Origin of the sequence: Methylobacterium sp. WL7, from assembly GCF_008040085.1 — a bacterium.
Classification (GTDB): Bacteria; Pseudomonadota; Alphaproteobacteria; order Rhizobiales; family Beijerinckiaceae; genus Methylobacterium; species Methylobacterium mesophilicum.
Genome location: NZ_VRVG01000160.1, coordinates 1 through 10,542 on the forward strand (window position 1 = coordinate 1; position 10,542 = coordinate 10,542).

Sequence of the window (10,542 nt, forward strand, 5' to 3'; positions counted from 1 at the left end):
CGTAGCATAATAATTTATTTCACGAAGCAGAAATCTGTGCTGATGTGTGTAGACGATGGGCCGCCCCGCCTGTCCAATCCTATGGTTATCTCACTCCCGTTCTGCATCGTGATCGTATGAGCCATGTATCGACCGCCGACGCGGTCATCGGAAATCGGGAAGGCGGCGTCCGCATGCTGACAATCAACGAGCGGTTCGAGATCAACGCCGCGATCGAGCGCCTATTGGCCGATGGCGCCGCATTCGATCCCGGCGACGCCGGGTTGCTAATCGAGAAGGTGCCGCTCTCTCGGAAACGCAACGAGATCTCTTTCCGCTACGAGGATCATACACCGGACAAGGGCGTCGAGGGCTTTGCCTCCGGCCTGGGCAACGTGCGTATCGACGCCGGCAAGCCTCGAGTGAAGGAGATCGGCCTGCTCCCGGACGTTATACGCGTCGGCGGCTACAAGATCTTGCATCGGCCAGGTAAACTCCAGGTCGAGCTGATGTGGGCCGACACGAATATCGATCTCGCGACCGGGACGAAACAGGACCGGTCGGTAATACTGCTCTACGACCGTCTCTCCAAACGTCCACGTGTTCTGACGCGGGCGGTCTCAAGGCCGCTGCGACTCGTGCTCTGGCCGAAGCCGCGGGTGTCGTTTGACATCAACTTCGTCGGGTACGTGCCCTGGAAGACGCCTGCCACGCCCGGCGGCCTCGATGGGACCGCGACAGCCTCTGAGAGGCAGCCAACGATGCAACACCGCGATTGAGGCGAAGCTCTCGCAACAAGGGCATCTATCCGGCGATTAACCGCGCCCCGTCATGCCCCGCGATCGTGACAGCGTGGAACGTCCCAGCGTCGGCCGCCCCGGCCAGCCGAACGGCGGTGAAATCCGCGCTTCGGCCGGTGCCGCCGCGCTCGGCCAGGACCGTGAGGGTGCGTCCCACCTGGCCGTCGAGGTGTCGGCGCAACGCGTCGGCACCGGCTTCGCGCAGGCGGGCTGCCCGATCGCGGATCGTCTCGGCCGCCACCGGGGGCATGCGGGCGGCGGGCGTCCCGGGGCGGGCTGAGTACGGGAAGACGTGCAGGTACGTGAGCCCGCATTCGGCCACGAGGTCGAGGGATCGGGTGAACTGGTCCTCGGTCTCGGTGGGAAAGCCCGCGATCAGGTCGGCGCCGAACACCACGTCCGGGCGCAGGGCGCGGACGGTCTCGCAGAAGCGGATAGCGTCGGCGCGGCTGTGCCGGCGCTTCATCCGCTTGAGGATCAGGTCGTCGCCGGCCTGCAGCGAGAGGTGCAGGTGCGGCATCAGCCGTTCCTCCTCGGCGATCGCCGCCAGCAGCGCGTCGTCCACCTCCACGGAGTCGATCGAGGAGATGCGCAGGCGCGCCAGGTCCGGCACCGCCCGCAGGATCGCCCGCGCCAGCGTCCCGAGGGAGACCGACGGTCCAGGCAGGTCGCGGCCATAGGCGGTGAGGTCGACGCCGGTGAGCACGACCTCGCGGCCGCCATGGGCCACGATCGTCTCGACCTGGGCGATGACGTCGGCCACCGGCACCGAGCGCGAGGCGCCCCGGCCGAACGGAATGATGCAGAAGGTGCAGCGGTGGTCGCAGCCGTTCTGCACCGGCACGAACGCCCGCGTATGGCCGGCGATCGCGTCGATCCGCGTCGGCGCCACCGTGCGAGCCGCCATCACGGCGCCGGGGCCCGTGCCGGCGGGCGACCAGCCGGCAGGACTCAGCTTCTCTGCGTTGCCGACGAGGCGCGACACCTCGGGCATTCCCGCGTAGGCTTCGGTCTCGACCTCGGCGCCGCAGCCGGTGACCACGATCTCGGTCCCGGGCCGCTCGCGGGCGATCCGGCGGATCGCCTTGCGGGCCTGCCGGCCGGCTTCCTGGGTGACCGCGCAGGTGTTGACCACCACCCGGTCGCGCCCGTCCGCCGCCGCGTGGACGCGCAGGGCCTCCGACTCCACCGTGTTGAGCCGGCAGCCGAAGGTGAGGGTCTCGACGGCCATCAGGCGATGCCGGAGAACAGCTCCGGCGCCAGATTGCCCTCGGCGACGAGCGCGACCGGGCCGGTCATCAGGACATGGTCGTCGGCGCGCCATTCCACGAACAGCTCGCCCCCGGGGAGACGGACATTGGCCTGCCGGCCGATCATGCGCAGGCGGGAGGCCGCCACCACGGTGGCGCAGGCGGCCGTGCCGCAGGCCAGCGTCAGCCCGGCGCCGCGCTCCCAGACCCGCAGGGTGATCGCCTCGCGCTCGGTCACCTGCGCCACGGAGATGTTGGCCCGCTCCGGAAACAGCGGGTGGTTCTCCAGCATCGGCCCGATCCGGGCCAGATCGTAAGACGCGGGATCCCGGTCCACGAAGAACACCGCGTGCGGGTTGCCCATGTTCACGACCCCCGGCGAATGCAGGATCGGATCGTCGATCGGGCCGATCTGCAATTCGATCCGCCGCGTGTCGGGGAACGGCTCGGAGAGCGGGATCTCGTCCCAGGCGAGCTTGGGCCGGCCCATGTCGACCGTGAAGGCGCGCTCCGAGATCCGGCGCACGCCGACGCGCCCGGCCGCGGTCTCCAGGACCAGGCGGCCGCCCTCGGCGGGGCGGGCCATGGCCGGGTCGTCGAGCATCGCGTAGGCGACGCAGCGGGTGCCGTTGCCGCAGGCGCCGGATTCCGAGCCGTCGGTGTTGTAGATCCGCATGAACGCGTCGGTGCCGGCGCTCACGGGATCGTGCAGGACCATCAGCTGGTCGAAGCGCGAGCCGGGATCCTGCGCGATCGCCCGGGCCTCCTCCGGGCGGACCTGGGTCGCCGAGCCGCGCAAGTCCAGCACCACGATCGCGTTGCCGGCGCCGTGCATCTTCAAAAAGCGTCTATGGGCGAGTGCGCTCATGCGGCCAGAGGGTTTGAGGGGATCGGCCAGCTATATGGCAAAACGCTCTGCCCTAAGCGAGGGGCGCGCGCGGCGTGGCAGATGCGCCGCACCCGCGACTCTCGTGACCCATGCCCTCGCGGGCGGGCCGGATCGCCATTAGGTTAACCGGCGGGAGCCCACGCGACGATCCGCCGGGACCCGACCGGAGCGCCCCCGTGATCCGCCTTCGTTCCCTCGTCGCCGTCTCGACCGCCCTGGTCTTCGCCGCCGGACCGGTCACGGCGCAGCAGCAGCCCGCGCCGCCGCCCTCCACCGCGCCGTCCCCGGCCCAGACCAGCCCGCTGCCGACCACGACGGCGCCCAACCCGGTCGCCGACCCGACCAAGAGCGCCGCCCCGGCGCCGCAGCAGGCGATCGCTCCGCCCCCCGCCGGCCAGGCGGCCGTCGGCACGCCGGGGCGCCCGACCCTCATCGAGAAGCCCGGCGAGCCCGGCGACGTCGACGAGGTGACCCTGCCGGCCAAGCCCGCCGCGATCCTCTCGGGCAAGACCAAGTGGGAGGAGGCCATCGTCAACCTGAGGCAGGCCTTCGCGCGGATCGAGGCGGATCTCGCCAAGGCCGGAATCGCCCCCGCGGGCCGGCCGCTGGCGGTGTTCACCCGCACCGACGACGACGGCTTCGAGTACGAGGCGATGATCCCGGTGGCCGCTTCTCCGAGCCCGGCGCCCGCGGAGGCCGACGGCCTGCGCTTCGGCACGACCCCGTCCGGCAAGGCCCTGCGCTTCCCGCACAAGGGCTCCTACGAGTCGATCGATAGCACCTACGAGACGCTGACGGCCTATCTCGACGCCAAGGACATCGTCGTCCAGGACCGCTTCGTCGAGGAATACGCCACCGACCTCAAGGACGGCACCGACGACAACCTCGACGTGAATATCTTTGCGCTCGTGAAGTAGGCCGCCGGACACGGTCGCGAAAAGAAGTCTTGTTTCGTTCGGCGGCCGCGATCTCGCCGGGGCTCACTCAGCCGCCCCGTCATCCCGGGCTCGCCTGCGGCGCCCCGGAATGACGATGCGCCTTATCCGGTCATCGAAAAATCGCCGATCGAAGAATGGACTTCGGCGACGCCGCGATCTGTCAGAAAACCCTTCCCTGGCACGATGATCCAGTAACCACTCGCGAACGTCGCATCGTCTTGACCGAAGGGACAGATCGCCGCTGTATTCGGCAGCCCGGAACAGCAGCGGCGGCTTGGGGATTCCCCGAGCATGCCGACCTCCCTCTTCCCGACCGCCACCGCATCCGCGCCGCGTCGTAAATCCGTCGCCGCGCCGGCCGACCCGGCGGTGGCCGACAAGGCGCGCGCGGTCCATGCCCGGCTCTGCCCGGTCTACGGCTGCCCGATTCCGTATTTCCACAACCTCGATCCGCTGAGCGAGCTGATCTCGTCGCTGCTCTCGCACCGGACCCGCAACGCCGAATCCGGCCGGGCGTTCAAGGCCCTGCGCGCCCGGTTCCCGGACTGGGAGGCGGTGATCGACGCCGAGGTGTCGGAGATTCAGGCCGCGATCGCCGGCGTGACCTGGCCGGAGCTGAAGGCGCCGCGGATCCGCGACGTGCTCGTCGCCGTGCGCGAGCGCCGCGGCAGCCTCGATCTCGGTTTCCTGGCCGACTTGGATATCGCGGCGGCGCGCGCTTGGCTGGAGGCGATCCCGGGGATCGGCCCGAAGACCAGCGCGGCCGTGCTGTCCTTCTCGACCCTGCGGATGCCGGCCCTGCCGGTGGACAGCCACCACCACCGCGTCGCCCAGCGCCTCGGCCTGATCGGGCCGCGGATCGATGTCGGGCCCTCGCACCCGATCCTGCGGGCGCAACTGCCCGCCGACTGGAGCGCGCAGGACCTCTACGACAATCACGAGATCCTGATGCTGCACGGCCAACAGGTCTGCCATCATCGCCGCCCGGCCTGCGGGCGCTGCGTCCTGGTCGATCTGTGCCCGAGCGCGGCTCTGGCGGCCCGGGAGCCGTGAGCGCATCCTTGACCGGTCCCGGCCGCGGGTGCGAGTAACCCCGCGCCCGGCAGGCGCAGAGCCCCGGCTATGTACTGCTCAGGATCGGCGCCGATGGCCGCGTTCACCGAATTGGTCTTCTCGGGCGTCCAGCCCACAGGCAACCTGCATCTCGGGAACTACCTCGGGGCGGTGAAACGCTTCGTGGAGATGCAGGAGCGCGACGCGCAGTGCCTGTACTGTGTGGTCGACATGCACGCGATCACCGTCTGGCAGGACCCCGAGGCGCTTCGCGGCCAGATCCGCGAGGTCACGGCCGCGTTCCTGGCCGCCGGCATCGACCCCAAGCGCGCGATCGTGTTCAACCAGAGCCAGGTGCCCCAGCATGCCGAGCTCGCCTGGGTTTTCAACTGCGTCGCGCGGCTGGGCTGGCTGAACCGCATGACCCAATTCAAGGAGAAGGCCGGCAAGGACCGGGAGAACGCCTCGATCGGGCTGTACGATTACCCGGTGCTGATGGCGGCCGACATCCTGGCCTACCGCGCCACCCACGTGCCCGTGGGCGAGGATCAGAAGCAGCACCTGGAGCTGACCCGGGACATCGCCCAGAAGTTCAACACCGACTTCTCGAAGTCGATCGCGGCGCACGGCCATGGCGAGGCGTTCTTCCCGATCACCGAACCGCTGATCGGGGGTCCGGCCGCGCGGGTGATGTCGCTGCGGGACGGGTCCAAGAAAATGTCGAAGTCGGACCCGTCCGACAACGCGCGGATCAACCTCACCGACGAGGCCGACACCATCGCCCAGAAGATCCGCCGGGCGAAGACGGATTCCGATCCGCTGCCCTCCGAGATCGCGGGGCTCAAGGAGCGCCCGGAGGCGGACAACCTCGTGGGGATATACGCGGCGCTCGCCGGCATCACCCGCGAGGCGGTGCTGCACGATTTCGGGGGCGCGCAGTTCTCGACCTTCAAGCCGGCCCTTGCCGACCTCGCGGTGACGAACCTCGCGCCGATCGCCGGGGAGATGCGCCGGCTGACCGCCGATCCCGGCCATATCGACGCCGTGCTGGCCGACGGTGCCGGGCGGGCCGAGACGATCGCGGCGCAGACGCTGGACGCGGTCAAGGACATCGTCGGCTTCGTGCGCCGGAGCCCGAACCTCCAGGCGGTGCGGTGACGATCCGGGCGCTCGTCTTCGACGTCTTCGGGACGCTCGTCGACTGGCGCTCCGGGGTGGCCCGGGAGGCCGGGCGCCTGCTCGGTGCTCACGCGCCGGCGCTCGATGCCGGCGCCTTCGCCGATGCCTGGCGCGGATGTTACGGCCCGTCGATGGAGACCGTGCGCTCCGGCGCGCGCGCTTACGTCGATCTCGACACCCTGCAGGCGGAATCGCTCCCCGGCGTGCTGGCGCAGTTCGGCATCGCGGGCGTGCCGGACGACGTACGGCGGGAGCTGGTCCAGGCCTGGCACCGGCTCGATGCCTGGCCCGAGGTGCCGGACGCGATGGGCCGCCTGCGGGAGCGTCACCTCCTGGCGCCCAACTCCAACGGCCATGTCCGGCTCATGGCCGACCTCGCCCGGCGCAACGGGCTGCTTTTCGACGCGATCCTGGGGGCCGGCTACTCCCGCGACTACAAGCCCAGGCCCGCGCTGTACCGCGACGCGGTGGCGGCCTTCGGCTTCACGCCGGGCGAGACCTTGATGGTCGCGGCCCATTCGAACGATCTCGCGGCGGCGGCAAGCCACGGCCTGTCCACCACCCACATCGCCCGGCCCCACGAGCACGGACCGGCCGGCGGCGAGACAGCGCCCACGGTCCCGGTCACCTACGCGGCCCGGGACCTCGCAGACCTGGCCGATCAACTCGGCTGCTGACGATGGAGCAAAGGGGGACACGATGGCCGATTGGAACCCCGCCCTCTACACCCGCTTCGAGGACGAGCGCACCCGCCCGGCGGCCGAGTTGCTGGCCCGGGTGCCCCTCGACAGGCCGCGCCTCGCCTACGATCTCGGCTGCGGCCCCGGCAATTCCACCGCGTTGATCGCGGAACGCTTCCCCGATGCGGAGGTCGTCGGGCTCGACACCTCTCCGGCGATGCTGGAGAGCGCAAGGGTCCGCCTGCCCGGCCTCGCCTTCGCGCTTGCCGACGCCGAGACCTGGGCACCGGAGCGTGCACCGGACCTGATCTACGCGAACGCGGTGCTGCAATGGCTGCCCGACCATCCGGCGCTCCTGCCCCGGCTGTTCGGCCTTCTGGGGCCCGGCGGCGTGCTGGCGGTGCAGATGCCCGACAACCTCGCCGAGCCGTCACACCGCCTGATGCGCGAGACCGCCTCCGCCGGCCCCTGGGCTGCGGCGATCGGCGACCCGGCTGTGGCCGGGCGCCTCGGCCGGATGCTGGACCCGGCCGGCTATTACGACCTGCTGGCGCCGCTGGCGGCCGACGTGGATGTCTGGCGCACCGCCTATCACCACCCGATGGCGGATGCCGCCGCCATCGTGGATTGGGTCCGCGCCACAGGGCTGCGGCCGTTCCTCGATCCGCTGGATCCGGACCAGGCAGCCGGGTTCCTGGCCGCCTACGAGACCGCCATCGACACCGGCTACCCGCGCCGCAGCGACGGGCTGCGCCTGCTGGCGTTTCCACGGGTGTTCATCGTGGCCCGCAAAGGCGGGTAGCGGCTCCGGCTTCGGCGGGCACGGCTGACATCGCGCGCGCCATAGCATCGTCCCGCACCGTCATTGCGCGCATTGCCCAGCAATACACCTTCCGGGGATCGTGCGTTGCCCTGGGTCGCTTCGCTCGCGCTTGCAATGACGGTGAGCCGTGCGCGGGGTGTTCGTTCAGGCCTCGCCGCGGGCGACCAGCGCCTCGTACTCGGCGACCTCCAACTTGCCCTCCTGGGCAACGCGAGCCTTGTCCGCATCGCTGATCACGTCGCCGGCGAGGTCGAGGCGCTTCCACGCGGCAAGCGGGGTCTCGCGGCCGGGAGTCGGGACGTATTTGTTCTGCTCGAGCTTTTGATACTTGTGGATGTAGCGCGGGCAGTTGACCCAGATCTTCTTCACCGCGACCTTCACCAGGTACTTGGCCTCCGTGTACTCGGCCATCAGGGCGTCGTCGCGCAGCAGCGTCGCGTGGCCCTGAACCCGGATCCGGTGCGGCGTCTCGAAGTCGATGAACAGCAGGCCGACCTTGGCCTGACCCTCGATGTTGCCCATCGAGTAGAACATGCCGTTGCCGTCGAAGCCAGGAAACGCGAGCGTGTTCTCGTCGAGCACCTTCACCAGGCCCCGGGGCCCGCCCTTGTAGGAGACGGTCGGCATCCCGTCGGGATCCACCGTGGACAGGAAGAACATGTCCCGGGAGGCGATGAAGGCGCCCTCGTCCGGCTGGATGCTCTCGTGGACCCAATCCTCGTCCAGCCGCACGGCGAGCTTGGTGGTGCCGAACTCGGTCTGTAGCGCCCGGTGCACGTCCGAATAGAGCGATGCCATGGCGTGTCCTCTCCAACCCTGTCGGGTCCTCATGCAGGCGGGACCGCTGAGGCGGTTATTGTCGGGAAGGGCCGCGTTCGGCAACCGTCAATGGAAACGGCCGGCCTCGCTTTCGCGTGACCGGCCCCCGAGGTGCGGCCGAGCAAAGCCCGGCCGCCAAATCCCAAATCAATTGCGGGTCTTGTCGACCAGCGCCTTCTCGGAGATCCACGGCATCATGGCGCGGAGCTTGGTGCCGACCTCCTCGATCGGGTGGGTGGCGAGCTTGGCGCGGGTCGCCTTGAACGAGGTCTGGTTGACCTTGTTCTCCAGCATCCAGTTGCGGGTGAAGGTCCCCGACTGGATGTCGTTGAGCACGCGCTTCATCTCGGCCTTGGTCTCGGGCGTGACGATGCGCGGGCCGGTGACGTACTCGCCGTACTCGGCCGTGTTGGAGATCGAGTAGTTCATGTTGGCGATGCCGCCCTCGTAGATGAGGTCGACGATCAGCTTCACTTCGTGCAGGCACTCGAAATAGGCCATCTCGGGGGCGTAGCCCGCCTCGACCAGGGTCTCGAAGCCGGCCTTGATCAGCTCGACGAGGCCGCCGCAGAGCACGGCCTGCTCGCCGAACAGGTCGGTCTCGCACTCTTCCTTGAAGGTGGTCTCGATGATGCCGGCGCGGCCGCCGCCGTTGGCCGAGGCGTAGGACAGGCCAAGATCGTGGGCGTTGCCGGAGGCGTCCTGGGCGATGGCGATCAAGGTCGGCACGCCGCCGCCGCGCAGGTACTCGGAGCGCACGGTGTGGCCGGGGCCCTTCGGGGCGACCATCAGGACGTCGAGGTCCTTGCGCGGCTCGATCAGGTTGAAGTGGACGTTGAGGCCGTGGGCGAACAGGAGGGCGGCGCCCTGCTTCATGTTGCCTTCGAGGGACTCACGGTAGATGTCGCCCTGCAACTCGTCGGGGGTGAGCATCATCACGACGTCGGCCCACTTGGCGGCCTCGGCCACCGACAGGACCTTGAAGCCCTCGTGCTCGGCCTTCTTGGCCGTGGCGGAGCCCTCGCGCAGCGCGATGACGATGTCCTTCACGCCGGAATCGCGCAGGTTGAGCGCGTGGGCGTGGCCCTGGCTGCCGTAGCCGACGATGGCGACCTTCTTGCCCTTGATCAGGTTCAGGTCGGCGTCGCGATCGTAATAAACCCGCATGTCGGTTTCCTCTTCAGGTGATGGTTTCGGGTGGGGTTAGGCATTGGCCTGGCCGTACAGGGCCAGGAACTGGTCCACGGCGCGCTCCGCATCGCGCCGGATCTCATCCGCGTCGAGGTCGAGCGCCTCGCCGAGCAGTAATCGGATCTGGATATCCCGGCCGACGAGGCCGAAGAAGGTCCGGAACGCCGCCTCGCTGTCGGCGAAGGCGAGCAGCCCCGCCGCGCGCCCGGCCTCCAGCACCGGCTTCACCCGCTCTCCGATGGCGAAGCGGCCGTTTGCCAGCACGATGCCGCCGAGGTTGCTCTTGCGCGAGCCGGCATGGGCGACGGCGATCCGGTTCAGCGCCACCGAGGTGCGGCTCGCGATCACCGTCAGCCAGGAGACCGCGAAGTCCTGAAGATGCTCCCGCAGGCTGGTGCCGTCCAGCGCCTGGACGGCCTCGCGGCCGGCATGGACCCGGGATGCCTGCCACCGCACGGTGGCGGTCAGCAGGCCGTCGCGGTCGCCGAACCACTTGTATAGCGTCTCCTTGGAGCAACTCGCCCGGCGGGCCACGGCATCCATGGTGAGCTGATCCCCGTCCTCGACCATGAGGGCGAGCACGGCGTCGAGCACCGCCTGCTGGCGCACGGATGGCGGCTCCGGCGCCTGGGCGCCTGCCTCCATCGTCTCCCGACGCTCTGCAAGGTTCGAAGGCATCGTTCCCAGTACCGTACCGTACGGTACGCTCGATAGAGCGATTCGCCGGGCGCTGCAAGGGGCCCGGCGCCGCTCGGCAGGGCGATCGCTTGAAAGGAATGGATTTCGGTGTTGCCTTTTGCGTGATTCACAGGGGGCCTCGGTCTGGTGAGGCATCCGATGTCAGGCAAGGCACTGGTGGAGCATTTTTCGGCGTTGGAAGACCCGCGCCAGAGTTGGAAGGTGGTCTACCCGCTGCCGGAGATCATGTTGCTGGTCCTGTG

General features: G+C 69.2%; 12 protein-coding genes. 6 read left to right on the forward strand and 6 right to left on the reverse strand.

All coding sequences use genetic code 11. The features are described 5' to 3' along the window. The first annotated feature begins 173 nt into the window (after positions 1–173). Positions 174–758 carry a hypothetical protein gene (locus tag FV233_RS25925; RefSeq protein ID WP_147899231.1) on the forward strand — a complete coding sequence of 195 codons (585 nt, stop codon included), beginning with the start codon at positions 174–176 and terminating at the stop codon, positions 756–758. Positions 759–783: 25 nt separating this feature from the next. On the opposite strand, the gene mtaB is transcribed toward FV233_RS25925, so the two are convergent. Continuing rightward, a complete protein-coding gene (mtaB, locus tag FV233_RS25930) occupies positions 784–2,010 on the reverse strand; it encodes a tRNA (N(6)-L-threonylcarbamoyladenosine(37)-C(2))-methylthiotransferase MtaB (protein ID WP_147899232.1) in 1,227 nt (408 codons plus the stop codon). After that, positions 2,010–2,897 carry a diaminopimelate epimerase gene (gene dapF / locus FV233_RS25935; RefSeq protein WP_147899233.1) on the reverse strand — a complete coding sequence of 296 codons (888 nt, stop codon included), beginning with the start codon at positions 2,895–2,897 and terminating at the stop codon, positions 2,010–2,012. The genes mtaB and dapF overlap by 1 nt, the downstream gene beginning before the upstream one ends. 197 nt (positions 2,898–3,094) lie before the next feature. Between dapF and FV233_RS25940 the strand changes: the two genes are divergently transcribed. Beyond that, a complete protein-coding gene (locus tag FV233_RS25940; RefSeq protein WP_147899234.1) occupies positions 3,095–3,835 on the forward strand; it encodes a GyrI-like domain-containing protein in 741 nt (246 codons plus the stop codon). Positions 3,836–3,957: 122 nt separating this feature from the next. On the opposite strand, the gene FV233_RS25945 is transcribed toward FV233_RS25940, so the two are convergent. Continuing rightward, complete coding sequence (locus tag FV233_RS25945) at positions 3,958–4,149, reverse strand: hypothetical protein (RefSeq protein WP_147854894.1); 192 nt, start codon at positions 4,147–4,149, stop codon at positions 3,958–3,960. On the opposite strand from FV233_RS25945, the gene FV233_RS25950 reads away from it, so the two are divergent. The 4 genes from FV233_RS25950 to tam all read left to right on the forward strand — a co-directional run bounded on the left by FV233_RS25950 (position 4,148) and on the right by tam (position 7,570). Further along, positions 4,148–4,909, forward strand: a complete 762-nt coding sequence (locus FV233_RS25950) for a Fe-S cluster assembly protein HesB (RefSeq protein ID WP_147854893.1) — start codon at positions 4,148–4,150, stop codon at positions 4,907–4,909. The two genes, FV233_RS25945 and FV233_RS25950, sit on opposite strands and share 2 nt — an antisense overlap. Positions 4,910–5,002: 93 nt before the next feature. Next, on the forward strand, positions 5,003–6,067 hold the full coding sequence (gene trpS, locus FV233_RS25955) for a tryptophan--tRNA ligase (protein ID WP_147854892.1): 1,065 nt from the start codon (positions 5,003–5,005) through the stop codon (positions 6,065–6,067). After that, positions 6,064–6,765: a haloacid dehalogenase type II gene (locus FV233_RS25960; RefSeq protein WP_147854891.1), complete on the forward strand. Its 702-nt coding sequence runs from the start codon at positions 6,064–6,066 to the stop codon at positions 6,763–6,765. Before trpS ends, FV233_RS25960 begins: the two co-directional genes overlap by 4 nt. Before the next feature lie 22 nt (positions 6,766–6,787). Next, a complete protein-coding gene (tam, locus tag FV233_RS25965) occupies positions 6,788–7,570 on the forward strand; it encodes a trans-aconitate 2-methyltransferase (protein WP_147899235.1) in 783 nt (260 codons plus the stop codon). A gap of 165 nt (positions 7,571–7,735) precedes the next feature. On the opposite strand, the gene FV233_RS25970 is transcribed toward tam, so the two are convergent. From FV233_RS25970 to FV233_RS25980, 3 genes are all read right to left on the reverse strand, one after another. After that, positions 7,736–8,389, reverse strand: a complete 654-nt coding sequence (locus FV233_RS25970) for a pyridoxamine 5'-phosphate oxidase family protein (RefSeq protein WP_147854889.1) — start codon at positions 8,387–8,389, stop codon at positions 7,736–7,738. Between the two features lie 168 nt (positions 8,390–8,557). Further along, entirely contained in the window at positions 8,558–9,577 is a 1,020-nt protein-coding gene (gene ilvC / locus FV233_RS25975; protein ID WP_147854888.1) for a ketol-acid reductoisomerase, read from the reverse strand. A gap of 36 nt (positions 9,578–9,613) precedes the next feature. Then, on the reverse strand, positions 9,614–10,246 hold the full coding sequence (locus tag FV233_RS25980) for a TetR/AcrR family transcriptional regulator C-terminal domain-containing protein (RefSeq protein WP_147854887.1): 633 nt from the start codon (positions 10,244–10,246) through the stop codon (positions 9,614–9,616). Positions 10,247–10,542 lie beyond the last annotated feature (296 nt).

What these genes read in the sequence shown, in the direction of transcription:
- FV233_RS25925 (WP_147899231.1), top strand. Translation starts at nt 174, where the DNA reads ATGCTGACAATCAACGAGCGGTTCGAGATCAACGCCGCGATCGAGCGC.
- mtaB (WP_147899232.1), bottom strand. Translation starts at nt 2,010, where the DNA reads ATGGCCGTCGAGACCCTCACCTTCGGCTGCCGGCTCAACACGGTGGAG.
- dapF (WP_147899233.1), bottom strand. Translation starts at nt 2,897, where the DNA reads ATGAGCGCACTCGCCCATAGACGCTTTTTGAAGATGCACGGCGCCGGC.
- FV233_RS25950 (WP_147854893.1), top strand. Translation starts at nt 4,148, where the DNA reads ATGCCGACCTCCCTCTTCCCGACCGCCACCGCATCCGCGCCGCGTCGT.
- FV233_RS25945 (WP_147854894.1), bottom strand. Translation starts at nt 4,149, where the DNA reads ATGCTCGGGGAATCCCCAAGCCGCCGCTGCTGTTCCGGGCTGCCGAAT.
- trpS (WP_147854892.1), top strand. Translation starts at nt 5,003, where the DNA reads ATGGCCGCGTTCACCGAATTGGTCTTCTCGGGCGTCCAGCCCACAGGC.
- tam (WP_147899235.1), top strand. Translation starts at nt 6,788, where the DNA reads ATGGCCGATTGGAACCCCGCCCTCTACACCCGCTTCGAGGACGAGCGC.
- FV233_RS25970 (WP_147854889.1), bottom strand. Translation starts at nt 8,389, where the DNA reads ATGGCATCGCTCTATTCGGACGTGCACCGGGCGCTACAGACCGAGTTC.
- ilvC (WP_147854888.1), bottom strand. Translation starts at nt 9,577, where the DNA reads ATGCGGGTTTATTACGATCGCGACGCCGACCTGAACCTGATCAAGGGC.
- FV233_RS25980 (WP_147854887.1), bottom strand. Translation starts at nt 10,246, where the DNA reads ATGGAGGCAGGCGCCCAGGCGCCGGAGCCGCCATCCGTGCGCCAGCAG.